27 protein-coding genes are annotated in these 25,795 nt (G+C 56.9%); 5 read left to right on the forward strand and 22 right to left on the reverse strand.

Annotation, left to right across the window (positions count from 1 at the left end):
• Window positions 1-110: 110 nt before the first annotated feature.
• The 3 genes from RCI_RS05955 to RCI_RS05965 form a co-directional block, all read right to left on the reverse strand.
• Window positions 111-917 (reverse strand): MBL fold metallo-hydrolase, encoded by an 807-nt coding sequence (locus tag RCI_RS05955; protein ID WP_012035500.1) that lies wholly within the window; start codon window positions 915-917, stop codon window positions 111-113.
• Window positions 918-991: 74 nt separating this feature from the next.
• The gene (locus RCI_RS05960; protein WP_148266542.1) at window positions 992-1,696 is read right to left on the reverse strand and encodes a hypothetical protein; all 705 of its coding nucleotides are present in this window, start codon (window positions 1,694-1,696) and stop codon (window positions 992-994) included.
• Window positions 1,697-1,733: 37 nt separating this feature from the next.
• A complete protein-coding gene (locus RCI_RS05965; RefSeq protein WP_012035502.1) occupies window positions 1,734-2,045 on the reverse strand; it encodes a hypothetical protein in 312 nt (103 codons plus the stop codon).
• A gap of 96 nt (window positions 2,046-2,141) precedes the next feature.
• On the opposite strand from RCI_RS05965, the gene RCI_RS05970 reads away from it, so the two are divergent.
• Complete coding sequence (locus tag RCI_RS05970; RefSeq protein WP_012035503.1) at window positions 2,142-2,540, forward strand: pyridoxamine 5'-phosphate oxidase family protein; 399 nt, start codon at window positions 2,142-2,144, stop codon at window positions 2,538-2,540.
• 538 nt (window positions 2,541-3,078) lie between these two features.
• On the opposite strand, the gene RCI_RS05975 is transcribed toward RCI_RS05970, so the two are convergent.
• The 8 genes from RCI_RS05975 to RCI_RS06010 form a co-directional block, all read right to left on the reverse strand.
• Window positions 3,079-3,726, reverse strand: a complete 648-nt coding sequence (locus RCI_RS05975) for a response regulator (protein ID WP_012035504.1) — start codon at window positions 3,724-3,726, stop codon at window positions 3,079-3,081.
• A gap of 131 nt (window positions 3,727-3,857) precedes the next feature.
• Window positions 3,858-4,235, reverse strand: coding sequence for a hypothetical protein (locus RCI_RS05980; RefSeq protein WP_148266543.1), 378 nt, complete (start codon window positions 4,233-4,235; stop codon window positions 3,858-3,860).
• 243 nt (window positions 4,236-4,478) lie between these two features.
• Entirely contained in the window at window positions 4,479-4,931 is a 453-nt protein-coding gene (locus tag RCI_RS05985; protein ID WP_012035506.1) for a 4Fe-4S dicluster domain-containing protein, read from the reverse strand.
• Window positions 4,932-4,944: 13 nt separating this feature from the next.
• The gene (locus RCI_RS05990; RefSeq protein WP_012035507.1) at window positions 4,945-6,024 is read right to left on the reverse strand and encodes a hydrogenase large subunit; all 1,080 of its coding nucleotides are present in this window, start codon (window positions 6,022-6,024) and stop codon (window positions 4,945-4,947) included.
• A complete protein-coding gene (locus tag RCI_RS05995) occupies window positions 6,021-6,362 on the reverse strand; it encodes an NADH-quinone oxidoreductase subunit C (RefSeq protein WP_012035508.1) in 342 nt (113 codons plus the stop codon). The genes RCI_RS05990 and RCI_RS05995 overlap by 4 nt, the downstream gene beginning before the upstream one ends.
• Window positions 6,363-6,836 carry an NADH-quinone oxidoreductase subunit B family protein gene (locus RCI_RS06000; RefSeq protein WP_012035509.1) on the reverse strand — a complete coding sequence of 158 codons (474 nt, stop codon included), beginning with the start codon at window positions 6,834-6,836 and terminating at the stop codon, window positions 6,363-6,365. It abuts the gene before it with no gap.
• On the reverse strand, window positions 6,833-7,753 hold the full coding sequence (locus RCI_RS06005; RefSeq protein WP_012035510.1) for a respiratory chain complex I subunit 1 family protein: 921 nt from the start codon (window positions 7,751-7,753) through the stop codon (window positions 6,833-6,835). The genes RCI_RS06000 and RCI_RS06005 overlap by 4 nt, the downstream gene beginning before the upstream one ends.
• Complete coding sequence (locus tag RCI_RS06010) at window positions 7,750-9,651, reverse strand: NADH-quinone oxidoreductase subunit 5 family protein (RefSeq protein ID WP_012035511.1); 1,902 nt, start codon at window positions 9,649-9,651, stop codon at window positions 7,750-7,752. The genes RCI_RS06005 and RCI_RS06010 overlap by 4 nt, the downstream gene beginning before the upstream one ends.
• Before the next feature lie 403 nt (window positions 9,652-10,054).
• Between RCI_RS06010 and RCI_RS06015 the strand changes: the two genes are divergently transcribed.
• Window positions 10,055-10,735, forward strand: a complete 681-nt coding sequence (locus RCI_RS06015) for an HAD family hydrolase (RefSeq protein ID WP_048198136.1) — start codon at window positions 10,055-10,057, stop codon at window positions 10,733-10,735.
• A 31-nt stretch (window positions 10,736-10,766) separates the two neighbouring features.
• Window positions 10,767-12,527, forward strand: a complete 1,761-nt coding sequence (locus RCI_RS06020; protein WP_012035514.1) for a glycoside hydrolase family 15 protein — start codon at window positions 10,767-10,769, stop codon at window positions 12,525-12,527.
• Window positions 12,528-12,564: 37 nt separating this feature from the next.
• Here RCI_RS06020 and RCI_RS06025 read toward each other — a convergent pair whose 3' ends face one another.
• The 4 genes from RCI_RS06025 to RCI_RS06045 form a co-directional block, all read right to left on the reverse strand.
• Window positions 12,565-13,872, reverse strand: coding sequence for a glycosyltransferase family 4 protein (locus tag RCI_RS06025; RefSeq protein ID WP_012035515.1), 1,308 nt, complete (start codon window positions 13,870-13,872; stop codon window positions 12,565-12,567).
• Window positions 13,873-14,724: 852 nt separating this feature from the next.
• On the reverse strand, window positions 14,725-16,017 hold the full coding sequence (gene asnS, locus RCI_RS06035; RefSeq protein WP_012035517.1) for an asparagine--tRNA ligase: 1,293 nt from the start codon (window positions 16,015-16,017) through the stop codon (window positions 14,725-14,727).
• A 630-nt stretch (window positions 16,018-16,647) separates the two neighbouring features.
• The gene (gene fae, locus RCI_RS06040; protein WP_012035518.1) at window positions 16,648-17,139 is read right to left on the reverse strand and encodes a formaldehyde-activating enzyme; all 492 of its coding nucleotides are present in this window, start codon (window positions 17,137-17,139) and stop codon (window positions 16,648-16,650) included.
• Window positions 17,140-17,159: 20 nt separating this feature from the next.
• Window positions 17,160-17,546, reverse strand: coding sequence for a hypothetical protein (locus RCI_RS06045; protein ID WP_012035519.1), 387 nt, complete (start codon window positions 17,544-17,546; stop codon window positions 17,160-17,162).
• A gap of 220 nt (window positions 17,547-17,766) precedes the next feature.
• Here RCI_RS06045 and RCI_RS06050 point away from each other — a divergent pair, with 220 nt between their 5' ends.
• Window positions 17,767-18,504, forward strand: coding sequence for a hypothetical protein (locus RCI_RS06050; protein ID WP_012035520.1), 738 nt, complete (start codon window positions 17,767-17,769; stop codon window positions 18,502-18,504).
• Window positions 18,505-18,552: 48 nt separating this feature from the next.
• Here the strand turns inward: RCI_RS06050 and RCI_RS06055 are convergent, their stop codons facing one another.
• The 7 genes from RCI_RS06055 to RCI_RS06085 all read right to left on the reverse strand — a co-directional run bounded on the left by RCI_RS06055 (window position 18,553) and on the right by RCI_RS06085 (window position 24,901).
• On the reverse strand, window positions 18,553-19,470 hold the full coding sequence (locus RCI_RS06055) for a carboxypeptidase-like regulatory domain-containing protein (protein WP_158308875.1): 918 nt from the start codon (window positions 19,468-19,470) through the stop codon (window positions 18,553-18,555).
• Window positions 19,471-19,600: 130 nt separating this feature from the next.
• On the reverse strand, window positions 19,601-20,785 hold the full coding sequence (locus RCI_RS06060) for a mechanosensitive ion channel family protein (RefSeq protein ID WP_158308876.1): 1,185 nt from the start codon (window positions 20,783-20,785) through the stop codon (window positions 19,601-19,603).
• Window positions 20,786-20,894: 109 nt separating this feature from the next.
• On the reverse strand, window positions 20,895-21,674 hold the full coding sequence (locus RCI_RS06065; RefSeq protein WP_012035523.1) for a CBS domain-containing protein: 780 nt from the start codon (window positions 21,672-21,674) through the stop codon (window positions 20,895-20,897).
• Window positions 21,671-22,522, reverse strand: a complete 852-nt coding sequence (locus RCI_RS06070; RefSeq protein ID WP_012035524.1) for a CBS domain-containing protein — start codon at window positions 22,520-22,522, stop codon at window positions 21,671-21,673. Before RCI_RS06070 ends, RCI_RS06065 begins: the two co-directional genes overlap by 4 nt.
• A complete protein-coding gene (locus tag RCI_RS06075; RefSeq protein ID WP_012035525.1) occupies window positions 22,519-23,493 on the reverse strand; it encodes a CBS domain-containing protein in 975 nt (324 codons plus the stop codon). The genes RCI_RS06070 and RCI_RS06075 overlap by 4 nt, the downstream gene beginning before the upstream one ends.
• Window position 23,494: 1 nt before the next feature.
• Window positions 23,495-24,277, reverse strand: coding sequence for a CBS domain-containing protein (locus RCI_RS06080; RefSeq protein WP_012035526.1), 783 nt, complete (start codon window positions 24,275-24,277; stop codon window positions 23,495-23,497).
• Window positions 24,278-24,292: 15 nt separating this feature from the next.
• Window positions 24,293-24,901, reverse strand: a complete 609-nt coding sequence (locus RCI_RS06085) for a CBS domain-containing protein (RefSeq protein ID WP_231844953.1) — start codon at window positions 24,899-24,901, stop codon at window positions 24,293-24,295.
• A 257-nt stretch (window positions 24,902-25,158) separates the two neighbouring features.
• On the opposite strand from RCI_RS06085, the gene RCI_RS06090 reads away from it, so the two are divergent.
• Window positions 25,159-25,794: an Era-like GTP-binding protein gene (locus RCI_RS06090; RefSeq protein WP_012035528.1), complete on the forward strand. Its 636-nt coding sequence runs from the start codon at window positions 25,159-25,161 to the stop codon at window positions 25,792-25,794.
• Window position 25,795: the final 1 nt, after the last annotated feature.

Here is a 25,795-nt window from a genome sequence, read left to right on the forward strand (position 1 = left end):
TCTCTGTGAGTCTCTGTGAACCTCTGTGCCTCTGTGGTAAAACAGTACTCCGTGAACCTCTGTGCCTCTGTAGTCAGAAAAGCGAGCGATAGATCATCATGGCTAAGGTTTTAGCCAAAGCTGCTTATGGTGGGCTCGGTGACGGCTTTCCCGGTGTCGAAGCTGAACTGCATGCCATCGGCGCCGGCGATGGTGCGGACTCTGGACTCCTTTTCGATGCGCCGGGCTACGGCGTCTGGCCTTGCTTTGACCACCTGCATGCCGAAGTGGTTGAGTATTACCTGCCTGGGCTTCGCTACTTTCAGGATTCTGATCACGTCTTCGGGCAGCAGGTGCTCGAACCGGGCGTCGTGGGTCATGCGGACCATGTTGACGATGAGGTAGTCGCAGCCTTTGAAGGCTTCAGGCAGGCCGTTGAAGTATTTTGTGTCGGTGATGTAGCCGAGGGTCTTGCCGTCGAAGGTGAACTTGAGGCCGTACGACTCGACATTCGCATGCATCATCCGGACGGCCACTTCGATTCCTACGCCGTCGAGTGAGTACTTGAAGCCGGGCTCGAGGACTTTGATGTTGTTCCGGATGTAGGTGCGCACGTACCTCAGGACTACCGGGTCGTCGCCTTCCAGTGCGTCGGAAGGCGCGAGCAGTATGCCCCTCGGCCGGAAGCTGCCGCCGGACATGGCCTCGATCATGATGTTGACGTCGTTGCTGTGGTCGATGTGCTTGTGGGATAAAACGATGCAGTCGAGATTGGCCGGCTTCAGCCCCAGCTCCACGCTTCTCATGAGGCTGCCCGGCCCGGGATCGACGAGGATGTTCTTGCCCGCGAGGCTCAGCCAGAACCCGCCGCTCTTCCGCAGCTGGCTGGTGACCACCATCCTCCCCCCTGCAGTCCCGAGAAAAGTGACGCCCGACATATCGATATATAACTAGTATTATATCGTATAAAACAGCTTGCCCCGGGATGAACTTGAGCAGTCAGAGATATGAGCTACCTCGTTTCCACGAGATACTTCCCCAGCCCCATCACAGCCCCGGTGCCGATCCCCAGGCCTACCAGCATGGCAAGCCCTGGCAGCCATCCCATGTAGGGGAGATAGTGAGAGTGAATGAGGAAGATGCTCGTATGGTACAGCCCTAAGCCCAGCGCACCTCCCGCCACGAATCCTATCGACCCCAGTATGACGAAGAGTTGGGACCTTTTCAGCGGCAGCCCGAAGATCAGGCCTACTGCCACAATGCCTGTCGCGAAGAAGAGGCCGCCCGAGAGATGGTGTCCTTTCATGATCAGCTCAGTCGCGACGACCATGAAAGCGAGGCCAGTGGCGTACCCGGCGGCGCTTAACGCAGCCATTTTGAGCCGGTTTCCGGGCAGGATGTCGAGACAGTAAGCGCCGGAAAACCCGAAGATCAGGCCGCCGGCGATCCAGAACAGAATGCCTGTGTAAGAGCCGCTGGACATCCAGGACAGAATGTCAGTAGAGACGCCAGAGAAGCCGGGGAAGAAGACCTGGAGCACGCCCCACAGGAACCCGCCGAGGGCGAAGCCGATGATGCCGGGCAGGCTGTATTCGGCAATAAAGCGCAGCTCATCAGCCGGGTTTACGGATTTACGGCGAGAGACCGCCATCCACCGGCCTGTTTCACCCGGGATCAGTTCACTATCGTGCTGTTGTACTCCAGAATCGAGCGACATGTCAACTCCCGCCACAGTCCGCGTACTTGAGAAGGCCTTATTTCTCCCGGAGCCAGATCTGGACTTCGTCCTCGCCCGCGACCTCGAACCGGTCCGCCAGGCTCTTCCGTATCTCCGCAACAAGTTCCTCGGAGCTCAATCCGTGGCCTTCTCCGGCCACGATGGCTATCTGGCGGTCGCCAGTCGTGATGTCGAGGCCGAAGGTCATGAAGTCAGTATCCTTGTCGAACATCAGCTCTTCTCCGATGGTGATGAAATCGCACTGCTGCAACGGAGCTTTCACTTCGATGATCAGTCGCTTCTGGTAGTTGGTGCTCTTGTCCACTACGTTGATGATGATCCGGTCCATGAAAGAAAGGATGGAGACGATCGGTATTATGTTTATCGTATCGAGAGATAAAGATTAATAGCCGGGAATATAAATACTGTGATCAGGAGGAATATAATGGTAAAGCTAACCGATCAGATCAAGGAATCGCTCACCGGCACGAAAACTTTGTTCCTGGCCACCGCCTCGAGGGACGGCACCCCCAACGTGGTGCCCATCGGCGCCTTCAAGCTGCTCGACGACGAGACGCTCCTCATCTCCGACCAGTATTTCCTGAAGACGCTGGCAAACATGAAGGAGAACCCGAAAGTAGCCCTGTCCTACTGGGGAGAAAAAGGCGGCTACCAGATCAAAGGCCCCGTCACCCTCCACACCGACGACGACGTCTTCAAGCAGAACGTGGCCTGGATGAAGGAAGTAAGGCCCAACCTCACCCCCAAATCCGCCGTAGTGATGAAGATTACGGATGTTTACATCGTCAAGGGCGGCCCGGATGCGGGCAAGAAGATACTGTAACCAGAAGATGCAGGATACAATCGGCCCCGCTTCGCGAGGCCTTATTTTTAAATCGCAAAGTCGCAAGGGCGCAAGGACGCAACGAATAATCGGAAAACCTTTGCGTCCTTGCGCCTCTCAGGCTGTCTCATAAGTCATACTGTCCAAATTCGGTGAGACATCAATACGAACGCTGCGCTGTGCTTGGACACAGATTTAACAGATTGTACAGATTGCACAGATGAATTTAAAGATAAAACAGGTAAGGGCCGTCTTTACCAGCCTGATTCAATGATCATCTGTCTAATCTGTACAATCAGTGCAATCTGTGGCCCTGACACAGCGCAGCGTTCGTCATTGCATCGCCCGCATCGGACGCCTGCAATTGCAGGCGTCCTGGCGGGCGAACATCGGGGATAAGATCATACGGATTCTCTAAAAAGGATACATGTCTCCTTATTGTATAACGAACATGAATTAAGAGACAGCCTGCTCTGCGCCTTTGCGAGCTAAATACAAGGCGGCCTGTCGCCGAAATGGTTCCTGTTAGAATTGTTGATCACTGCGCAGGCGTCGTAAGTATTTTTTCCAGCCTTCGCAGCTCTTCTTCCTGGCTCTCCAGCCCTTTTTTGAGGCTCATGAGCATGTTGCGGGAAGCGGGGCTGGCCTTGAGCTTGTCCTCCGGGTAAAGCTGGGACATCAGTGTCAAAAGTTTTTTGTTGCGCTGGGCCTGGGTGTGTAATTTTTCATACCGGTCCCGGTAGGCGTTGATGATCTCGGCTGCCACGCCGGATTTGCGGGCCATCTCCAGGGTGCGCTCGATCCTGGTGCGGGCGGTGAAGACTTCTTCGAGGGCCTGCTTGAGGGTGGCGGCGCTGACCGGCTTCATGATGTAGTTCTCGATGAGGACGGATCGATCCCTGACGTCTTCGAAGGTCAGGGGTTTGGCGGTGACCATGATGATGGGAATGTCCTTAATGGCCGGGTCGTTCTTGATGATGCGGGCGACTTCCCAGCCATCCATGCGCTCCATCATGATGTCGAGAAAGATGAGGTCGGGGCGCTCGGCCCGGGCGATGCTCAGGCACTCCTCGCCACTGTACGCTTTGAGAGTAGTGTAGCCCGAGCGGGCGAGCATTCCGGCGATGATGTCCACGATATTACGTTCGTCGTCGGTGACCAGTATGCGCTTGCTATCTATTGCCATATGTGGTTGATCCTGTGAGCGCCTGGAGTTGCAGGTTGTTCGCTACATAATTCCAGCCTGCAACACATAAATCTTTTGTAGTCGAATGACAGGATCAAAAAAGATCGGCCTGCCCGTTGGCAGGGGAAGGCCTAGTACTCTGTGGTTTCCCGGTATAACAAGCTGCCTATGATGCTGATGGCAGCGCCCATCGCAAAACCTACGCCTGCCGCCATGGCAACGCTGGCAAGCGGATGTGATCTGATGTTACTCTTGACGGATTCCGTGCTGTTATCCATGGCGACCCTGGCAGAGCTCATGGTGTCAGAGACTTTTGCCCGATAGTTTTCCGGCGCGACGTGGGTGATATCGTCCGCCGCCCTGCGGAGGATATCGGATATCCTCCGGCTGGCCATGGCTCCCTTTTCAGCCGCCGTCTGAGATAGCTCCGTGCCTTTGCGCTCGATCTGGCTCGCCTGCCGCTCCATTGTGCCGGCCATTCCGGTCCTTCTACTTCTGCCAAATACCATTCGTATCACCTGATTAAGATATCATTTGCACAATCCACGCCGATCGCCGGCCTGAGCGTGCCCTGGCGTTCATGCTGTTCACTACTAAGCCCGGCAATCTTCTCTAACTTGAATTTTATCCAGCGCCGTATTAACCATTGGTAAAAGAAAAATGATTTATGTGGTTGTTATTAAGGTATAAAATCGAATTAATAAGGGCATATGCCTTTTTACGCTTACTGTACAAAAAATAGATGGACGGGTTTACTTACCCGTCTTATCTTCTTTCCCCGGCAGGGACGCCGGCTCCTGGGCTTTGGCGGCCGGGGCTGCTCTGGCGGCGGCTTCGGCGGCTTTGCGCTTTTTGATCACCGGGGCGTTCTCGTTGGTGACCTTAGTGTAGATGGTCAGCCGTTCTCTGGAGGGCTTGGTGTAGACCTCGTTCTGGACGATGGCGTTGGTCGGGCAGACTCTCACGCAGTACCCGCAGCGGATGCACTGGGTGTTGAGGTACTCGATCTCCTCCTTCTCCTTGTGGATGATGATGCACTCGGGAGGGCACGACCGCTGGCACAGGCCGCAGAGGATGCACTTGGTGCCGTCGAAGGTGACGTCCGCCCTCGTCCCGGGGAAATGCTGGTACGGGGTGTACGGATAGTTGGACGTGTACACCGGGCTGAACGCGTTTTTGACGATGTTCTCGAGAATCTTGAGCATGTCTTATCACCGCCTACCTGTCAAAGCACCCTATGCATGGGTCGTAGCTGATCGTAATCGGCCCTACGTCCGCGAGCTGGCAGCCCTTGATCACAGGGATGAGTGCCGGTCCGTTGGCGTACGTGGAGGTCCTGACCTTGACCCGGTCCAGCTCCTTGGATTTCTTTCCCCTGACGAAGTAGAACAGCTCGCCCCGGGGTGGTTCTACCCGTGCGAAGCCGTCGCCATCGGGCATTGTCTTGGACTTGGCCAGGATATCGTCGGGCAGCCCCTCGAGCATGGGTACCAGCTGCCTGATCAGGTCGATGGACTGGAATAACTCTCTTACTCTTACGATAGAGCGGGCCCAGACGTCGCAGCCCTCTTCCACGACGTGCTTCATCTTGAGCTCTCCGTACAGCAGGTAGGGCGCGTCGATCCGTACGTCGTACGGTATGCCGCTGCCTCTGGCGATCGGACCTACTACAGAGTAGTCGAGAGCAGTCTGTTTCGAGAGAATGCCGACTCCCTTCATGCGGTCCTTGATCGTGCGGCTGTGGACGATCATGTCTTCCAGATCGCGGCAGCGCTTCTCTATGGTGTCGCAGAAATCCATGATCTCCTGCGCCATCTCCGGGCCGATGTTCCGTGTGACGCCGCCCACGAGGTTGATGCCGTGGAGGACGCGGTTGCCGGTGGTGCGCTCGAACACGTCGAGGACAATCTCTCTGTTGCGGAAGCACAGCATGAACAGGTTCTCGAAGCCGATCGCCTCGAGCGTGAGCCCTATGGCCAGCAGGTGGCTGTGAAGCCTTTCCAGCTCCAGCATGATATTCCTGATGACGGCTGCGCGGCGGGGGATTTCCAGCTTCATGGTGCTCTCGACTGCGAGACAGAAGCAGGTGGAGTGGTGCTGGGTGCAGATGCCGCAGACTCTCTCCGCGAGGTATGCTGCCTTATTGTAGTCCCACTCGAACTTCTTTTCCAGCCCCCGGTGCACGTATCCGGCTTCCAGCTCGACGTCTTTGACCAGCTCTCCGTCGAGGGCGAGCTTCAGCCTGATAGGCTCGATCCATACCGGGTGCTGGGGACCAAACTGTACTGTAGATCTCATGGCGTTTTCCTCCTTAGCGGCGCGGTGATGCTCTCGTGCAGGAAGAACCTGCCGGGCACGCCTTTCACCTTTACGCCGAACATCTCCGAGACCTCGTTCTCGGCCACGTAGGCGGCGGGCCAGATGTGGGAGATCCCCTCGATCTCCTCATTGCCGCCAGTCTTAGGGACCACGACCCGGTACTGCTCGGTCTTACCGGTGCCGGTGTGGAAGAAGTAGGTGACCTCTATGTTTGCGCCGGCGTCGGTGCCGACGATGGTGATGAGCCGGGCTCCCGACTCCTTCATCCGCTTTGCGACTGCCTGTAGCTCCTGTTGCGTGACAATAGTTACTTCCATCTATGCCATCCCCTGGGCTTTAGCCTTCTTTTTCTCTTCCAGAATCTTTCTCTCCTTCTCGTTCAGGATATCAAGGGCCAGCACCAGGCCGTCGATGATACCTTCGGGCCGGCAGTTGCAGCCGGGCACGTACACGTCGACAGGGATGACCTTGTCAAGCGAGCCGCAGGTGCCGTAACAGCCCTGGTAGATGGCGCCCGTGCTCGCGCACGAGCCCACTGCCATGACTACTTTAGGGTCCGGCATCTGGTTGTAGAGATTGGTGATGATCTCCTTGTACTTCAGCGTCACCGGGCCGACGACCAGCATCACATCGGCGTGCTTGGGGTTGCCCGTGCTGTACACGCCGAACCGGCTGATGTCGTACCTCGGCGTCAGGCACGACAGGATCTCCAGGTCGCAGCCGTTGCAGCCGCCGGTGTTGACGTGAATGACCCATGGCGATTTTTTCCGGGACAGTTCAACAAAACTCATGCGATCCACCTCCCGGTAATGAGTATGTATACCAGGTTCAGGACGATCAGGATCAATCCTATAATGTATACTTGTTTCAGCATCTGATCAACCCGCAGCCTCGCGGTGGCGTTGTCGACCACGATCGAGAATATGTAGGCGAAGAACATCAGGCCCAGCCTCATGATCCAGCCTGGGATGGTGATAGCTCCGATGACCAGGTCATGCACGAAGAACAGGCCGATGAACCAGAGCATGAAGAACATCTCGAAGAAGTGCGCCGACTCGATGAGGCCGAGGTACTTCCCTGCGAACTCCGTCATGGGGCCCTGGGCGATCTCCTGGTGTGCGGACGAGATGTCGTACGGCGACTTGCGGAACTTGATCGGCAGAATGAGGAAGATGGCGAGCAGCGCCAGCGGCAGCGTGTAGAGCAGCGGCTCCACCTTGTAGATAGCCTCTACCTCGAAGCTTCCGGTGACCAGCCTTATAAGGAAGACAACGAGCAGCAGGATGGGCTCGTAGGTCATCATCTGGAGCAGTTCCCTGTTCGAGCCTATGTAGCTGAACTGGGAGCGGACGCTGTAGCCTGCCAGCACCAGAAAGATGAAGGACAGGCCGAACACGAACGCGATGACTAACAGGTCGTACTCGAACAGCAGCAGCGCCAGGCTCAGCACCACAGTGGTCTGATAGGCGAGGCCGAACACGAGGTACGCCTTGTTCATCACGTTGTCCTCCTTGCCGAACAGCTTGAAGACGTCGTAGAAGGGCTGGACTATAGGCGGCCCTCTGCGATTTTGCAGCCGGGCGGTAAGCTTGCGGTCGATGCCCATGAGCAGGCCGCCGATGATCGGTGACAGGATCAGCAGCAGCACTGGCAGACCATAGGTGGTGACATAGCTGTTGGTCAGTATTGAATCGAGGAACGTGTTCATATTAACACCGCCGCGAAGAGGGCGATTAACAACAGAATGCCGATCGGGACTAAATATTTTAGCAACCTGCTTTCACCGATCAGACTCTCAAAGTAGCCTCCTCCGATCTCTGGCTCCGTGCCGGTACCGCACGAGTAGGCAGGGGTGACCGAGTCTTTCCTGATGCGGATGAAGATCATCGGCACCAGTATGATCAGCAGGAAGATGATCAGGAACAGCAGCGGCGAGAAGCCTCCGAGCGCGTTCTGCAGGGCCACCCAGCCGGTGACCAGCTGCGAGGGTTCCTGGCCATAAACGTCTGGAAGATCGATCAGCTGGCTGAAGAAGACCGTGGTCAGGCCGACAGACACGAAGATGCCGATGGTGAGGATGATCAGGGGCACTTCCATGTACCAGTCGTGGTGCGGCTTTGCGGGCGTTTCGTCGCCCCGGGAAGCCATCATCCGGCCCGCCCACCTCGAGTAGTAGAATACTGAGAAGATGCTGCCGAAGATGATGAAGAAGATGTCCAGCAGCGACAGGCCGATCTCGGTGAAGGTCGAGGCCGACTGGAAGGCCAGCCACTTGCCCACGAAGATGCCGAACGGAGGAGCCATCAGGGAGATGAGGCCGATCACAGTCAGGATGGCTGCCAGCGGGGCCTTAGTGATGAGCCCCTCCATCTTCTCGATGTCCCTCGAGCCGATCAGGTGGGTAATGTCTCCGACACAGAGGAACAGCAGGCCTTTGGAGACCGCGTGGAATACCAGCAGGGCGACGGCTGCGGTGAGCGCCAGCGCCGTATTGATGCCCGTACACATCGCGATCAGGCCGAGATAGCTGATGGTCGAATAGGCCAGAATCCTCTTGGAGTCGGTCTGTGAGATCGCCAGCAGCGCGCACATCATGAAGGAGAAGCCGCCCACGATGGCGATAATGGAGGACAGGGTGGTGCCGATGATGAACGGCGCTATCCGGATGAGCAGGTATACTCCTGCGTTGACCATCGTCGAGGAGTGCAGCAAGGCTGATACAGGTGTCGGTGCTACCATGGCGCCGGTGAGCCACGAGTTGAACGGCATGAGGGCAGATTTGGTGAAGGCCCCGAACGCGAGGAAGGCGAAAGGCAGCACGATTGCCGCTGCCGGCAGGAACGACAGCGCTCCGGGGAGCATCGCTTTTGCGCTCAGTAGCTCGGACAGGAAGCGGGTACCGTAGAACATCTCTATCAGGAGAATGCCGGTGACCAGGCCTAACCCGCCCAGCAGGTTCATCCACAGGGCCCGGTCCGAAGCCTTGATCGAAGCCTCGTCCCGGTAGTGCCGGATCAGCAGGAAGGAGCACAGTGTGGTGACCTCCCAGAAGAAGAGCAGCCACGTCAGATCGTTGGCGAAGATGAGGGCGTTCATGTCCCCGAGGAACAGCATCATCACGAGGAAGAACGGAGACACGTTTTTATCGCCTTTCATGTAGCCGATCGAGTAGATAAGGATCAGCGCTCCGATGATCGAGACGATAAGGCACATGACGATCGACAGGTCGTCAATCACGAAGGTCGAGGCTGCGGCCGAATGCGAGGCCGGCATGAAGAACTCCAGGTACACCAGAGGTATAGCCTGCAGGACAGCCAGCGCCATCACCTTATACTCCTTATCCTTGATACCGAAGTACAGGAACGTCAGGAGCAGCAGGAAATCTAAGATAACGATGATGGTTGAGATAGGTATAGCCGTGTTAATCGACTCAACGGAGACGCTCTGCGGACCGCTGTACAGTACGAGCAGCGAGGCTGCGGACAGCACCACCGCGCACAGGATGACCGCGTACTTTTTGAGGCCATAGCCCGGCAGCAGGTAGGTGATGATGCCTAAAACGGCAGGCACCAGTACGGTAAGCGACAAAAGCAATAATCCGTCCATACAATACACCAAGCAATAAAAAGTCATAGTCAATCATGATATATAAAGTGAATGGGAGAACATCGACACGATGATAAGGCCGCTGACAGCGAAAATATCAGGAAACGCCGTTAATTATTGCTGTAAGAGCGGATTCTCCCCATGCGGCGGCACGAAAACAGATAAGGGCACATGAGGATGGCCGGCGGAAAAAATAACACAGTTTCCGGGCCTGCAGATATATTCGTCATTTGTCGTAATCGATCGCCAGGCCGGCGGAAAAATTAATGATCTGACGTGTGGCGAGGAAAATCTAATATAGCAGAACAATTGCTGAGCGGCCATGATTCAAAGCGGCCGCAAGGAACGGGTGTGTCTATGGGCGAAGAAAAATATTAATTGTATGAATATATAAATTATCATAATGAACTCAATACGCCTCGTGCTCAGCGACTATGACCGGACATTTACGGACTCCAGCCTCCGTGTCGAGCCCGGGCTGGTGGACGCGATCATCAGGCTGAAGCGCAAGGGAACGCTGTTTTCCATCGTTTCGGGGCGAAAGTACTCGTTCATGTACGACCTTTACCAGAGCATGGGCGGCGTGGTCGACTCCTTCATCGCCGAGAACGGCTGCGTGGGCTACGCGAACGGCCGGAAGCACTACATTGCACGGTCCGAGGGCAGGGAAGAGATGCTTGTCGGGCTCCGATCGCTCGATGTTCCGTACGACGCCGGGGACGTAGTCGTTTCCGTGAGTGTTGATTATGAGCGAGAGGTCGATCAAGTAATAAAGGGCTACCAGAACATGCACGTGGTCAGGAACGTGGATTCGCTGATGATTCTGCCGCACAGCGTCTCTAAGGCTACGGGCATACAGTGGCTGATGGGCGTGTACAACCTCACCCCGGTCCAGATGGCCTGCATTGGCGACGCCGAGAACGACCTGGAGATGCGCAGCCTCTGCTCCCTGATGGGAGCGGTCTGCAACGCGCTCCCCGCGGTGAAAAAAGAGTCGGACTACGTGTGCCGGCAAAGCTTCGGCTTCGGCCTGAAGGAATTTTTGGAATACATAGAGACGCGGGCCATAAAAACTATTGAATAATTTATATAAATTGCAGGCGTAACCTTCTCACATGTACGGTATCATCGGCAATGGCGAGACCTGCGCCTTCATCAGCATTTTCAGCTCGCTGGACTGGCTTTGTGTGCCCCGGTTCGACTCGCCCACCTTCTTCGCCCGGGCGCTGGACAGCACGAACGGTGGCTCGGTCACCCTGTCCTGGGAGATGGGCGGATCCACACTGCCATTCGAAGGGGGAGAGCAGCGGTACGTCGAGGACACCTGTGTCCTGGAGACGACGACCTACGTAGGGGACGACACAATCAGGGCCACCGATTTCATGCCGTGGGGCAAACGCCGGCTGTGGAGGATACTGGGCATCTCCGGCCCGGACAGGCTCAAGCTCCACATAAACATCGACCCGAGGCCCGACTACAACCGCGCCATCCCGGAAATGGCGACAGGCGAAAATGACATCACTCTGTCTGTACCTGGCCAGGCGATCAGGATCTCGACCACCGAAAAGCCGTCCATCAGGAAAAGCCGGCTCACCTTCGACGTCGAGCCGCCGCTCACGATACCGTTGCTTCTCACGTACGGCGAAACCCCGGAAGAGTGCCACAAGGAGGCGAAGCGGGCCGACTTCCTCAAAGACCATCAGGCCGACCTCCGCTTCTGGCGGTGCTACGCCTCCAAAGCGCACCCGGTCTTCGAGCTCAGCCCCAGGTTACACTATTATTACATGCGCTCGCTGCTGGTGCTGAAACAGCTCATCTACGACCCCACAGGCGCCATCCTGGCAGCCCCCACGACCTCGTTCCCCGAGGTCGTCGGGAAGGACTCCAACTGGGACTACCGCTTCTGCTGGGTGAGAGACGGCGCCTACAGTGCCGAAGCGCTGGTACTGGCAGGCATGAAAGCCGAGTCCCGCAAGCTCCTCGACTTTTTACTCCGCATAGCCAGCAAAGAGGGTAAGCCGTACCCGTATCCGCTCGTATCCATCGACGGCGATCTGAACGGCACAGAGGAAGTGCTGCTGGACTCCCTGGTCGGCTTCGGCAACAGCCGCCCGGTCCGGATAGGCAATAAGGCCGTGGATCAGAAGCAGAACGACCTGGAAGGTGAGGTCATCCACGCCCTCTCGCTGTACGACAGGTATTCCGGGGATACGGAATACGTGCCAGAGCACTTCGGCGAGATCGAGCGTATAGTGGACTACGTCGCCAGCCACTGGACCGAGAAGGACGCCGGTATCTGGGAGTTCAGGAGAGAGGACATGGACTACGTCCACAGCAAAACAATGTGCTGGGCGGCGCTGGAACATGGTGCCCGGCTTGCCCTCCGGGTGGACAGGGAAGACCTGGCCAGGCGGTGGAGGCACGAGTCGAACGCGATAAGAGAAGACGTGATCGCCAACGGCTGGTCGGAAAAGAGGAAGTGCTTCAAGCGTGCGTACCAGGACGAGGCCTACGATGCCTCGATACTGGCCATACCACTGATGAACATGCTGCCCGTTACAGATCCGCTGGTGAGGACGAGCGTCAAGAGCATCACCGATCACCTGGGCACCGGAGGCTTACTAAAAAGATTCGAGGAAGAGCCGGGGGCGTTCATGCTATCCTCATTATGGCTCGCGCAGGTCATGATGAAGAAGGGGAAAGTGGTGAACTCGCTGGACATCATTAACAGAGCTGCGCGATATGCATCCAGCGATTTAGGGCTGTTCGCCGAAGAGTATGATATGTATTACCAGCGGCTGGTGGGGAACATCCCGCAGTCGTTCTCGCATGAGGAGTTCGTTAAATCGATACACTATCTGCTGGGGAAAGAATAATGGAGGGCCTGATACAGGCCCGGCTACCTCCAATGTGTTATCCCGTCAGCAGTGATTCACCGGCCCCCGAGTTATCCTTCATCCTCTTCTTCAGGTGGATGGTATCGTAGATCTGGCAGTGATCTTTGTAGCCCCGCTCCACGCAGAACTTCGTGTGCACCAGCTCCTTACCAATATTCCCCATCTGCTTCCGCAGCTCAGGGTTCTCTATCAGTGAGCTGATGTACTGTGCGAGCTCCTCATGTTCGGTCGGCTTGAATAAAAAGCCGTTCACCCCGTCCACGATCTGCTCGGGGATGCCGCCGATGTTGGAGCCTATGAGAGGCTTGCCGAAGCACATTGCCTCCGATAAGACGAGGCCGAAGCCTTCGTTGATGGACGGCAGCACTACCATGTCGCAGGCGTCGTAGCCGGCCAGCAGGTCATCCTGGCAGACCTTGCCAAGGAACTTGACCTTGTCCGCCACGCCAAGCTCGGCTGCCAGCGCTTTCAGGCTCTCGACCCTCTCGTTCCGGCCCATGAGCTTCTTCGTCAGCGAGCCGTTCCCGATAAATGCACAGCTCGTATCGGGGTGCTTCTTCACCACTTCTGCCAGGGCTTTGATCAGGTATTCCTGGCCTTTTCTCGGGTCCATCCGGGAAACGCACAGGATTAGATTATCCTTCTCCGGTATGCCGAACTTTTCCCGGAAGTTGTTGGGGCCAGCGAAACAATAGTTAGTGGTTTCAATGAACGGGTTGATCTTGGTCACCTTGTCCGGGCTCAGCCCGCTCTCCACGGCCGTCCGGACGTACTCGTCCGTCGAAAAGATCACCTGATCGTAGTAGCGCAGGTACCTCACCATGAAATCCCGCCAGTCTGCAGGCATGGCGTTCGTGAACGGCACGTGCCAGGTGAAGACCAGAGGCACGTCGATTTCATCCTTGAGCAGGAAGGCCAGGGGCATCACCTGGAAGTCGTGGACGTGCAGGATGTCGAACTGTTCTGTCTGGTAGACTTCCTTGACTTTCTCGTACATGGCCAGGTTGAACCCGAGGTAATCGTAGTACCCGTAATCGAACCGGTCGTCGACGCTGACCGGAGCCTTGCTACCGTGAGTGGTATCGATGATCAGTTCCTTGAACTTAAGATAGCCGTCCATGGACTCCCTGAGCCCGGGGGACTCGGCCATACGGTAAATCCGGATGTTATCGACCACTTCGTAGTCCGACATTTCCGGCGTTTTGTAATGGATGACGATCATCTCGTCACCCCTCCCGATCAAATGCTTGCCGAGGGCCTGAAGGTACCTCGTCACCCCACCAACGTATGGATAAAATGACTGGGAGACAGAACAAATTTTCATAAACACGGGTATTTTTATCTAAGAATAAGTATATTTTCCGAATTTTAGCACGGGAAAGTACGGTGATTAGTGGTAGTAGAGCGTTAGGTGCGATTAGTATAGAAAGAAGATAATTGAATCTGCATACGCCGAAACTGCAATCGGCTATCAGTTAGAGGACGGGAGTTGAAGTTGATACAAGACATTACAACAACAAACAACAAATCAGATAATATATCTAAACGCTGGTCGACGGCCGACCCTTCGGGTCGTCCTACTCCGGTTTTTCGGGTGCTGCGCCGTCAGGGCCGGGCTCGCACCCCCGCAACGAAAGCCCGGCGGGCGCTATCGCTGCCGCCGGTTTACGTTGCTTCGCAAGCCCTAAACACCGCCACCTACGGTAGGCGGTCATTGCCCTGCCGCCTCCGCATCCCTTCGCTACGCTCCGGGCAGACCCGAAAAACCTCCGTCGACCACATATCCATAAAACTTGTTGTATCGGCGAATCTATGCAACCTGAAAGGTTTAGCGGTCGGCGAGGCGTTTCGGGCTTGTCCTGCCCATCAGGGCAGGATACGGAGATGACGGGGCAATGGGCGACTGCCATATACAGTCGGCGCCTGCTGAAAGCGGCGTTGCTTAGCGCTTGCGAAGGAGGGTCGACTGGCGCAGCCGAAGGCGCAGCCAGGTCGTCCTACGAGGGTGCGAGCGCGGCCCCGGCATCGGGGTACCCGAAACGACGAGTAGCCCGCCATCAGGCGGGCGTCGACCCGCTTAGGATATTAACAACAAATAGGATAATTGTTGTCGAATTGTTAAAAAGAGTGAGAAATATGGACTCGGTTAGTCCGAGCCCGTTGCATAGTATTTTTATTACGGGTTAAACCGGCTGATCGTCCTCGGGTAGGGTATCGTGTCCCGAATGTGCTCCTGGTTACATATCCACCGGACGAGGCGTTCTGCACCCATGCCGAAGCCGGAGTGTGGAACGGAACCATAGCGACGTAAGTCCAGATACCAGCCGTACTTCGCCGGGTCCTCGCCCTGCTTTCTGATCCGCTCCTCCAGGAGAGCCAGGTCCGTCTCACGTTCGCTGCCGCCGATGATCTCGCCGAAGCCTCTGGGCGCGATCATGTCGACGTTGAGGACTTTGGCATTACCTGCGTCCTTCATGTAGAAGGCCTTGACTTCGAGCGGGTACTCGGTGATGAACAGCGGCTTATCATAGTGCATCGAAAGCTGGCGCTCCTCGTGGGTGCCGAAGTCGTCACCCCACTTGAAATCGAAGCCGTCTGCCTGTAAGATTTTGACTGCCTCGTCGTACGTAATACGGGGGAAGGGGGGCTTCAGGTTCTTGAAGTATTCAGGATCGCTGCCCAGCATCCTGAGCTCTTCATGACGCTCTTCAGCTGTCTTGTTACACACGTAGGAGACAAGCTGCTCCAGCATGTCGATCATCTCGTATAAGCCGACCCACGCCATCTCGCCTTCGATGTGCCAGTACTCAGCCAGATGCCTCGTGGTCCTGGATTTTTCCGCCCTGAAGGACGGGGTGACGGAGTAGACCTTTTCCAGGCCAAAGATGAGGGACTCGAGATAGAGCTGGGCGCTCTGGGACAGGTACGCCTTCTCGTCGAAATACTTGAGCTCGAACAGCGTAGAGCCGCCTTCGCAAGAGCTGGACATGATGATGGGGGGAGTGACCTCGTAGAAGCCGCTGGCGCGGAACCATTCTCTACAGGAGCTGAGCACCGAGTCCTTCACCTTCATGATGGCGACGAGCTCTTTGCTCCTGATGTGCAGGTGTCTTAAATCGAGCAGCACCTCGGGGTTGTGGCCCTCGCCGAAAATCGGGTAGTCCCGGGACGCTCCGACGATCTTCACATCAGTGGCCACCAGCTCCCGCCCGCCCGGGGCTCTCGGGTCCGTGCGGACCTTGCCTTTGATGATCGTAGAAGCCTCAAGCGACAGTGCATCTGCTTCCCGCAGGGCGTCGTCGCAGACGTTGCCTTTCTTAGTGGTGACCTGGATCTCGCCCGAGCTGTCCCGTATGACCGTAAAGACGATCTTGCCGCTGGACCGGTTCTTCACGACCCAGCCGCCGACCTGGACCTCCTCGCCGTCCGGGTACTTGCCGGCCAGGATGTCCTTGATTTTCACGAACATGTCAATCACTGCTAAAGGAGATACATGGCTGGCATCGATAAAAAGCTTTTAGCGTGCCAAAGAGGTGCACGGTAAGTTAGAGTTGCAAAGGCGCAAAGCACTCGCGTAATGAAAAATGGGATATTTATGTAGAGGCTATGAAAAATTGAAAGTCGGCCCTATGTGAGTCGAAAATACCGCCAGGCTCGCCAAGAGGCCAAGCTCGCCAAGAGCTAATTTTTCATGGAACTTAGGGAGAAGAGACGTCAGGCCGCAAAGATGCTAAGTAGACTGTCTTATAATTCATTCTGGTTGCCCGTTAAGATAATCCACTACCCAAACGTATAATTTAATCCCTGCCAGGATGTTCGCCTTTTGAACGCCTGCGAATGCAGGCGTTCTCGAAGGCGATCCGCACACTATCGCTGCGCTGTGCGTTCTCCGATTGCTATGATTCGGTGAGACAGCAACACGAACGCTGCGCTGTGCTGGGACACAGATTTAACAGATCGTACAGATTGCACAGATGAACGCAATAGATAAAACAGGTAACGGTCACCTTTACCCGACTGATTCGACGACCATCTGTGTCAATCTGTGCTATCTGAGCAATCTGTGACCCTGGCACAGCGCAGTGATCGTAAGGAGTTATCACGCGAACGGATGCTTAGCAGTCTTGCGCCGGGCGAGGATCTCGTCGATCTTCGGCTCGCCGTCGAAGGCCCGCTTGATAGCCAGCTTCGTGGCCTCATAGTTGTAGTCGTAGATCTTCTGTTTATCCTTCGCGTCCCAGTGGATGAAGACGGAGACGATGAGGAGCAGGTCTTCTGCCTGTCCCTTCGGAATGACCCCCTCGGACACACAGTCAGTGACTGCGTTGGCGACCGCGGCCTGGGCTGGCCCGAACATGAGGGTCGCCTGGGAGGCGTTCTTGATGGTCACCTTGTTGGCCATCAGCGTGGACGGCTTGCAGGGCAGGTTCGGCTCCAGCACTGCCAGTAGTGGAGAGTGGCCCATTGCCGGCTGCATCAGCGCGGACATGAAGGCCGTCTCGAAAGGCGTGCCTTTCAGCCCGATGGCCAGGTCGATGTGAGCCACTTCGTTGCCTTCGCCCACAAGGGCTTCGCCGATTAGAGATTTCATGGTGTTGTCCCCCTATCGCGCTATCCTGAGATCTGCCCGTGCTTCCGCCGGACGTACTCCCGGCACATCTCGAAGAACACGTCGACGTCCGCATCCTCGACGTTGGTCAGGTGCCGGGTGACCAGGGCCTCGTACCGGTCGAGAAAGTCCATGGTGGTATCGATCTTCTTGCTTTCCTTCCTGATCAGGTTATAGAGCCAGTCGCAGTAGAGCCGGACCGTATTCGGGTCCCTCGACGGGCCTTCCTCCAGCAGGTCCAGCAGGCCTTCGCTCACGGCCAGGGCGATCTGCTCGGCGGGCTGGCCTTTTCCCTGGAAGTACGAAGCGGTCCTGAACTCGCTGGCAGCGGCTCTGTTGATGCGATCTCTGAATTTACCCAAATCGATCCTGGTTTTATCTGATAACATGATCTCGTCTCCCCGGGCCTGTTAATTATTACAGCGGGCGTATATGCTATGTATCGTTCCCACCTACGCAGTGTAGATGCATATACGTATGTGCCGGATCGTACATAGACAGGGAGATATTCCCGTGCCAGGAGATGCCGGCTTGTGAGCTACAGTATGTGGCGATAACAGGTAGGTAGATAGGAAACCTTATGTTACAGCCTGCTACTATGTTATACTCATGAAGTCCATGGAGCACAGGCTCTGGTTTCTGCTGTTTGTCACGCTGGGCAACGGCCTTGTCGTCCTGCTGTTGCTGCTACATAGCATCGAGCCGGCGATCAGCCTGTGGTCGATGCCGTTCAGGTACATCCTTATCGGCCCCGCCATCGCCACTGCATATTTGTTCGCACTGGCCGTGGCCGTATCCAGCCTGCTCATCCCGGCTATGGCCGACGGCTACCTGCTGCGGCTTAAAAAGCGGCTGATCTCGCCCACGTGGCTGATCTGGTCGATGGCCAGGCTGATCCTGTCGCTCATCCTCATAGTAACCATGGATATGATCTGGATAGGCATAGCCCTGTACTATTCTTTAAGCAGCCAGCATGTGGCGCTGGACACGTTTATCAACAGCTTTGGCCTGCTCCTGGGCATCATGAACCTGATCCTCGTCGGAAAAGTCTTCCTTGTCTACATCTACGGCCACATGAGCAGCAAATGGCCGGTTGTACTGCTCGACGGCCTGGCCTCGCTGATCATCGCGCTGGTCCTCGCATGCGTCATCCTCATATCGCCGTTCGACGGCCTGCTGCCGTTTTCCATCGTGCTGCTGATGCGGGTGATCATGGGCGGGTTCTGCATACTCCAGGCCACCGATGCCGCCGCACGGATAACCCGGGCGTTCGAGTACAGGTTTGCGGAGAAGAGCCTGCAGGAGGACGTTTGCTGGTACGAGCCGGCAGGCTACAACGCCTCGTAAGTGCCGGGTTTTCAAAAGAAAAATAAAAAGAGGATACGCTTATTCAGCCTATTTTTTCCTCGCCAGCGCATACGCCAGGGTTACCCCTGCGAGAGCGGATGCGATCCCGAAGCCGGGCAGGCCGGCGGAGTTGGTCTGAGGCGCAGGTGTGGCTGTGGGCGGCTCAGCTGTCACAGTAGGCCCGGGCGTCGCCGTAGCGTTTTGAGTGGCGCCGTTAGATGATGCCACAGGAGTCAGGTAGATGTCCTGGGTGACTGTGGAGTCAGGGACGATCATGATGGGGGCGGTGAAGATCTCTTCATAGCCAGTTTTTTCCACCCGGAGCTTATACCCCGGCGCATCGATGTACTCGACTCCGGAGAAACGGTACCGTCCGTTGCTGTCTGTGATAGCACTGGTGATCGTGACATACTGGTGGTTAGCCTTCACAAGCGAGACTTTGGCGTTGATGACCCCTCTGGTAGTGTTCGAGTCTATCACTGTGCCCGCAATGGCTCCGGGCGAGGGCACTGGCGTCGGGGTGGGCGTAGCTATGGAATAGTTCCGCGTCATGGTTACGTAAACGATGGAAGTGGTGGCCGGGCTGACGGCAAACGCGGAAGAGGTAGCGTCGTCATATCCTGGCTCGGTCGCCAGTATCCGGTATACCGGGCTGCCGTTCGTCGAGTTGACGCTGGCTATGGCGAAGTAGCCGTTGCTGTCTGTCGTGCTGCTGCTGTACTGTATGCTGCTGCTGGCAGCGTTGACTATATACACCGTCACGCCGGCCATGGGCTGGCTGGTGTTTGTGGTCACTCTGCCCGTCACGCTGCCGGCCGTATGGCCGGGCAGCATGGGAGGATAAGGCTCGGTAGCACATACCGCAGCCACCGCCGGCAGGATCAGTACGATGATCAGCATCAGTAAAAGGATGCGTGATGAGAGGTTAGGTAGCAATCGTCGGAGCATGAGCGTGTATATGAGCAAAAATATGATAAGCTTTTTCTTACAATCGGTAAATATCATTTTTAGGGTATATTAAAAAAGTGGTTGTAAGGGGAAGATACGTGGCCAGGCGCATCGCCTGACATACAGCCCTAAAGAAATTTTCGCCGGCCTAAGCAGGCCTGGGCAGAACGGTCATGACCGGGTATGAGATCTCGATGTTCTCTTCTTTGAACCGGACGAGGATCTGCCGGTACAGCTGGTCGGTCACGTCGAGGTCTTTCCGGTAGTCGTCTATCCACGCGAGCAGGACGATCTGGACTGCGAAGTCGCCCAGCGAGGCGACGTAGGAAGAGGGCCTGGGCTCCTTCAGAACCTGCTCGTTCGCTTCGGCAATCTCTACCAGGACCTTGCAGGCCTTGTCCAGGTCAGCGTTATACGCGACGCCCACCTGTAGTTTCAGGCGGAGCCGCGGGTCGGGCAGCGAGAGGTTCACGATCTCGGCGTTCGCCATATCTTTATTGGGGATCACGAGGAGCTGGCGGGTGCGGGTCATGACGCGGGTGCTACGCATGCCGATGTCTACCACGTCTCCCTGGCCTGTGCCCGGGATGAGGAGGCGATCTCCCACCCTGTACGGACGATCCATGAGGACGGCGACAGCGCCGAAGATGTTGGACAGCGATTCCTGCGCGGCGAGGGCCACGGCGATACCTGCAATGCCCATGCTGGCTACGAGCGCAGTAATTTTGATGCCGAAGGCGCTGAGAATGATCAGGAAAGCCAGCAGGTATATGACGGCGCTAGCCAGCTTTTCCGCGAACGGGATCAGGTGATCGTCCAGGTCTGAGTCTGTATGAGGCGCCACTTCCCGGGAGTACCACCGGAGCAGGGCTGTGAGAAGGTTGCTGACGAAATACGCGACGACCAGGACCAGCGCGGCGAGGGCCGTGTGGTCGAGCGTCTCTATCAGGTCCGGGGAAAGGTTATCTATGGATTTGACCGCGAGGTAAACCCCCGTGACCAGAAAGAGCACGGCGATCGGGTTCCTGATCGAAGCGAGCAGCTCGTCGTCCAGCGTCGAAGAGGTGTGCTTCACAAGGACAGGAGCGACTTTCTTGACGAGGTACCTGGCTACTTCCGAGAGCGCCATGAAAATGACAATGATGAACCCCGCAGTCAGTATATCGGCCGCGAGGCCCGAGGTGCCGGTGGTCGCGGTGATAAAGGCCTGAATCGGGTCCGCCAGCGGGTGGACGTCGATGGAAAAGCCCGTGACAGCCGACGCGTTGGAAGCCGCTGTAGTATTCGCAGCCTCAGTACCATTCCCGGATATAGTAGCGCCTGGCTCCTGCATCGCTAAACACAGTGCTACAGGAATATTTAAACTTTTAGGCCGCACCGCAGAAAGGGGCGATCGCATCCGGCCGGCCCGACGGAGAGATGCGTATCCGGGCCGCGGATATTTAGATGGCGCGAACGATGTCGCGCCGGGTGATAATGCCCACCAGCCGCCGGCGGTCGTCCAGCACAGGCAGGGCGCCGATGTCGTTCTCGAGCATGATCCGGGCTGCCTCCCTGATGTCGGTCTCGGGGCTGACGGTGATGACGTTCACCCTCAGTATATCCATCGCGATCATGCGCTCGACGTTATTGTCCTCGTGGTTCTGGGCCGAGCGGCGCTTGACCCCCCTGAAAGCTGCGGCAACGTCGGTCTCCGAGACCATCCCCACGAGAGTGGCCCCGTCCATGATGGGCACCCTGCTGACGCCCTGCTCCATCATCAGCCTGCGGATATGCGAAACCCTGGCGTCGGGCGGCGCCGTTATCGGGGTCTTCATGAGGGACGCCACCGGGCCCGAAGGGGCTACATGGCGAAGGATATCGCTGGTCGAGATCGAGCCCCGGATGCTGGTATCTGCGACCACCACCGCGTCGACTTCTTTGAGGGCCTGGATAGCTTTCTCCAGCTCGTCGTCAGGGCTGAGGAGCGCAAAGCTGTTGCTCAGCGCGTCCGCCGCGTGGAAGAGCGAGGGCGGATGGTTGTACTTCCGCCGGGAGCCGAGCGATTCGCAGATGCTGCGGATAGAGATGATTCCCATGACCTGGCCGGAGTGCCTGACAATAAGCCTCCGCACGTGGTGCTTGTCCATCATGTCGAGCGCCTCCGTGATGCGATCTGACTTGTCGATGATCAGCGGCTTTGACATGACGTCCTTGAGCTTCATTAGTGTTAACTGTGTCATTCCTGGCCCTCCGACAGCCACTTCAGGATATTTTCCATGTTGAACTGCCCGACGAGCACGTCGTCGATCACCGGGAGCATGTCGAAGTCTTTCTCCACCATGATTTTGGCAGCATCTTCAGCCATGGTCTTGCGCTGGACGGCAATGACAGGGGAGTTCATCACGTCTTCCGCTACAGTCGGCAGCTCGACATAGGCCCTGTACCGCCGGGGCCCTCCGGGCTGGACTCTCCGGGATTCCTTGAACTCCTTCCCTCCCCTGGGATTGATCTCCACGAAGCCCAGGTCGTCCAGGGTGATCATGCCTGAGCAGACCTTCTCGTTGTCTGCGTCGGTGACCACCACCCGGTCAGTGTTGTTCTCTGCCATGATGTCGAGGACGCTGTTGATCGTATGCAAACGGCTTACTGTCGGCGGCTTGCCGGACATCATGTCGCCCACCCGGAGCGGGCAGCCGACCAGCGTGAAGTATTTGACCAGGTCGAACTTGGTCACTATGCCCAGGACCCCCTGGGGATCGGTATAAACGATGAGGCTCGACACGTCCCGGTCGAGCATGGTCCGGGCTACCGCCTGTATTTCGTCTGACGGCTCGACTGTCACAGGATCGGGCGTCATGATCAGGTCGACTGGCACCTGGTCCAGCGGCCGTCTTCTCCACTGTGGCTCAGACTGGTTCAGCCGCATGCCCAGGTCTTTCCTGCTCACGATGCCTCTCAGCCGGCCTTCGTCGACCACAGCCAGCCTCGATACTCCGTTGCGGAGCATCAGGTTCCTGGCCCTGGCCATGTTATCCCGCGCCGACACGGCAAAGACCGGCGCAGACATGATCTCTTCGACGGAAGTCATACTGCCTCCTTCAGGGACATGACAATATCGTGCTCGGTGACGATGCCGGTCAGCCCGGAGCTGTCTATGACGGGCATGCACCCGATGCGGTTCCTCGCCATGATCTGGGCGACTCCGCCCAGGTCTTCGTCTGACCTGATCGTGAGGATGTCGGTCTTCATGATAGAGCTGATCGGGGCTCCCATGGCCTCGTGGACGTTCCCCGTGACCAGCTTCCTGAAGGCGTCCCCGCTGCCGAGGTAGCGCATGATATCCGTGGCTGTGATGATGCCGCATACCAGGTTGCCCGCGGTGACCGGCAGCCGCCGGAAGTCGCTCGAAACCATCATCCGGGCAGCCTCTTCTATAGTCATGTCAGGCGGCGCCGTCGTCACTTGTCTGCTCATGATGTCACTCACCTTTCGTCCTACAACTGCGTCACCCATGATCCGGACGACGTCCCGCTCGGTGAGAATGCCCACGATCCGGCGCTCTTCGTCGATCACGGGCAGGCCCCCTACCGATCGGCTGATCATCAGGGAGATAGCGTCTTCCAGCGAGGACTCGTCGGACACTGTCACCACGTCGTACTGCATGATCTCGGTCACAGGGGCGTTGATCGCAAGAATCATATTGCCATCATATTTGCGCTCGATGATAGCCCGCTTTTCGCCGCCGCCCAGGTAGTCTATGAAGTCCATCACGGTGCAGATGCCCTCAATCCGCTTCGTGCCCGGATCGGCAACCGGCAGCCGCCGGTAATTGTACCCGACCATGGTTTTCGCCGCGCCCATCACGGTGGTGGTCGGCGGGATGGTGACGACTTCTTTCTGAGAGACGGTCATGATGCCGCTTTCGCGCTTCGAGATGCGCTGCTTGAAGTTCAGGTCCCGGGTCACCTGGCCCCGCTGCAGGTCGGCCTCGAACCGCCCCGAATTGTATCTCCGGCTGCGCCGCTGCCCTCCGAATTCACCAACTTCGTTCCTGTTCACTCTAGTCAACGGTCAACAGCCTCCTGCAAACCTTCAGGATATCGTAGCGGTCGACGATTCCCGTGAGCTTGCCATTCTTGACTACAGGCAGCCTGCCGATGCCCCGCTCAGCAAAGATCCCGGCTGCCTTTTTCACACGGTCGTCTTCGCTCACGGTAATGGCGGGGGTGCTCATGATCATCTGGACGATGCTGGAGGGCTTCCGCATGGCCTCATCCTCCCGCTGGAACCGTACGTAGCCCCGCTTGAGGATGTCTTCCCTGGTGATCATTCCTATGACCTCCATGCCTGACCGGACCACGGGAAAGCCGTAGAGGCCGAACTCCGTCATGTTCCTCCACACCTTTGAAATGGGGTCCCCGGGCTCGCATACGACCACTTTCCTGGTCATGACCTCGCTCACCGGCATGTCCGGCAGGCCGAGGTCGTCCACGCCTTCGAACATGTCCACGATGCTCAGCATGCCGACGATCCGGCCGCCGTCCAGGACTACGGGCAGCCGGCCCTCGTCAGTGCTGATGATCTTTCTGGCGGCGGTGGCCAGGTCGGTATCGGGGGTGACCGTCGGCACGTCCAGCCGCACGTAACCGTCGATGGTGACGTTGGACTTGGTCGAGGTCACGTTGATGATGTCCTGTACAGTAATCATGCCCGCGTACTTGCCGTTCTTCACCACAGGCAGGCTCTGAATATTATTGTCCCTCATGAGTTCCCTGGCTTTAGTAACGAACTCCCCAGGGCTTACCCACACGGGGTTTACCGACATAACGTCTTCCACTTTCATACTATCACACAGCAGTCACTGGTAAAATGGCAGCTCTTCCCTGCATCTCGAGCACACGTAAGTGCCATCGATGTTGATCAGGGACTCTTTGAAGTTCTGGCAGACCTCACATATGCCCTGCCTGAAGGAGTCAGGCGAGACCACGGCCTCGTTTCCTCCTGAAAACTCTCCGGGGGGGTTGTTCTGCTGGATCAGGTCCCGGAGGATCCCGCTCAACTCTGAGGATATAGAGAGCAGATCAGAGTCGGTAACTATACCAACTAACTTTCTACCCTGTACCACAGGCAGCCTCCGGATCCTGTGCCGCACCATCTCCCGGGATGCCAGCTCGGTGCTTTTATCCGGCGTGACAGTGATGAGCGGAGTCGACATGAGCTCTTCTGCCTTGACAGTAGAGGGCTGCAGGTTCTTCGAGACCACCTTGACGACCAGATCCCGCTCCGTCACGATGCCCACGGGCTGAGTGTCCCGGACGACGATGACACAGCCGGTCCTGGCTGCGGCCATCTTGCCTCCGATCGTTTCCGCCGTCTCAGACACGTCGGCGGTGATGAGCTTTCGCGACATCACGTCGCTAACTGATATGTCCGTCTCCATGGGCATGCTCCTTCCATATTCTAACATGATTCCATCATAAATTTATAATGTAGCATTGAATAAAATATTATCTATAATAAAACCACGGCACTTCCCGTATATCATGCTCACCCATTTTAATTGCGGGCAGAGGCATCCCTGCCGACGATCGACACGAAGGTAAGCGCAGCGTCGGCTACTGCACAGCGGACACTAAAGGCATATGATACAAAAGGGTCACTTGTGGCCGCAGCATATGGATTAATATAGGTACAACAGCATAATGAAAAATGGCAGGGGAAAGGATGTCAATATTTACCAGTATCAAGGGCAGCCTGGCGAAGGTGAAGAGCCTGTTCGCCCGGCGCAAGATGGCCAGAATAGGGATCTACGGCCCGCCGAACGCGGGCAAGACTACCCTGGCCAACCGGATCGTCTCAGACTTCACCGGTGAGGAGATGGGCAGCGCTTCTGCTATCCCCCACGAGACCCGCAGGGTTAAAAAGCGGGAGGGCGTGACGATCAAGGCGGGCGGGGCGTCGATTACGCTCGACGTGATCGATACGCCGGGCCTGGCGACCCGCATAGACTTCCACGACTTTATGGCTATGGGCATACCTGAGGAAGAGGCCCGCCGCAGGGCGAAGGAAGCGACAGAAGGCGTGATCGAGGCCATCAAGTGGATGGACAACCTCGACGGAGTCCTCCTCGTCATGGACTCCAAGGAGGACCCCTACACTCAGGTCAACGTGACTGTGGTCGGCAACATGGAGGCCAGACACCTCCCGATGCTCATCGTGGCCAACAAGATGGACCTGGACGGCGCCTCGGTCGAGCGCATCAAGGGTGCGTTTCCTCAGCATACCGTCGTACCGGTATCAGCCCTGAAAGGCACCAACATCGAGCTGCTCTACGAGACTATCGCCCACAGGTTCGGGTGAA

The organism is Methanocella arvoryzae MRE50, assembly GCF_000063445.1.
In the GTDB taxonomy this organism is placed as follows: domain Archaea; phylum Halobacteriota; class Methanocellia; order Methanocellales; family Methanocellaceae; genus Methanocella_A; species Methanocella_A arvoryzae.

Excerpts from the sequence above, each read along its gene's own strand:
- RCI_RS05955 (WP_012035500.1), bottom strand. The coding sequence starts at position 917 with ATGTCGGGCGTCACTTTTCTCGGGACTGCAGGGGGGAGGATGGTGGTC.
- RCI_RS06065 (WP_012035523.1), bottom strand. The coding sequence starts at position 21,674 with ATGACACAGTTAACACTAATGAAGCTCAAGGACGTCATGTCAAAGCCG.
- RCI_RS06000 (WP_012035509.1), bottom strand. The coding sequence starts at position 6,836 with ATGAGTTTTGTTGAACTGTCCCGGAAAAAATCGCCATGGGTCATTCAC.
- RCI_RS06020 (WP_012035514.1), top strand. The coding sequence starts at position 10,767 with ATGTACGGTATCATCGGCAATGGCGAGACCTGCGCCTTCATCAGCATT.
- RCI_RS06070 (WP_012035524.1), bottom strand. The coding sequence starts at position 22,522 with ATGACTTCCGTCGAAGAGATCATGTCTGCGCCGGTCTTTGCCGTGTCG.
- RCI_RS06010 (WP_012035511.1), bottom strand. The coding sequence starts at position 9,651 with ATGGACGGATTATTGCTTTTGTCGCTTACCGTACTGGTGCCTGCCGTT.
- asnS (WP_012035517.1), bottom strand. The coding sequence starts at position 16,017 with ATGTTCGTGAAAATCAAGGACATCCTGGCCGGCAAGTACCCGGACGGC.
- RCI_RS05970 (WP_012035503.1), top strand. The coding sequence starts at position 2,142 with ATGGTAAAGCTAACCGATCAGATCAAGGAATCGCTCACCGGCACGAAA.
- RCI_RS06060 (WP_158308876.1), bottom strand. The coding sequence starts at position 20,785 with ATGCAGGAGCCAGGCGCTACTATATCCGGGAATGGTACTGAGGCTGCG.
- RCI_RS05990 (WP_012035507.1), bottom strand. The coding sequence starts at position 6,024 with ATGAGATCTACAGTACAGTTTGGTCCCCAGCACCCGGTATGGATCGAG.
- RCI_RS05975 (WP_012035504.1), bottom strand. The coding sequence starts at position 3,726 with ATGGCAATAGATAGCAAGCGCATACTGGTCACCGACGACGAACGTAAT.
- RCI_RS05980 (WP_148266543.1), bottom strand. The coding sequence starts at position 4,235 with ATGGTATTTGGCAGAAGTAGAAGGACCGGAATGGCCGGCACAATGGAG.
- RCI_RS06050 (WP_012035520.1), top strand. The coding sequence starts at position 17,767 with ATGAAGTCCATGGAGCACAGGCTCTGGTTTCTGCTGTTTGTCACGCTG.
- RCI_RS05965 (WP_012035502.1), bottom strand. The coding sequence starts at position 2,045 with ATGGACCGGATCATCATCAACGTAGTGGACAAGAGCACCAACTACCAG.
- RCI_RS05985 (WP_012035506.1), bottom strand. The coding sequence starts at position 4,931 with ATGCTCAAGATTCTCGAGAACATCGTCAAAAACGCGTTCAGCCCGGTG.
- RCI_RS06025 (WP_012035515.1), bottom strand. The coding sequence starts at position 13,872 with ATGAAAATTTGTTCTGTCTCCCAGTCATTTTATCCATACGTTGGTGGG.
- RCI_RS05960 (WP_148266542.1), bottom strand. The coding sequence starts at position 1,696 with ATGTCGCTCGATTCTGGAGTACAACAGCACGATAGTGAACTGATCCCG.
- RCI_RS05995 (WP_012035508.1), bottom strand. The coding sequence starts at position 6,362 with ATGGAAGTAACTATTGTCACGCAACAGGAGCTACAGGCAGTCGCAAAG.
- RCI_RS06045 (WP_012035519.1), bottom strand. The coding sequence starts at position 17,546 with ATGTTATCAGATAAAACCAGGATCGATTTGGGTAAATTCAGAGATCGC.
- RCI_RS06015 (WP_048198136.1), top strand. The coding sequence starts at position 10,055 with ATGAACTCAATACGCCTCGTGCTCAGCGACTATGACCGGACATTTACG.
- RCI_RS06085 (WP_231844953.1), bottom strand. The coding sequence starts at position 24,901 with ATGTTAGAATATGGAAGGAGCATGCCCATGGAGACGGACATATCAGTT.
- RCI_RS06090 (WP_012035528.1), top strand. The coding sequence starts at position 25,159 with ATGTCAATATTTACCAGTATCAAGGGCAGCCTGGCGAAGGTGAAGAGC.
- RCI_RS06080 (WP_012035526.1), bottom strand. The coding sequence starts at position 24,277 with ATGAAAGTGGAAGACGTTATGTCGGTAAACCCCGTGTGGGTAAGCCCT.
- RCI_RS06005 (WP_012035510.1), bottom strand. The coding sequence starts at position 7,753 with ATGAACACGTTCCTCGATTCAATACTGACCAACAGCTATGTCACCACC.
- fae (WP_012035518.1), bottom strand. The coding sequence starts at position 17,139 with ATGAAATCTCTAATCGGCGAAGCCCTTGTGGGCGAAGGCAACGAAGTG.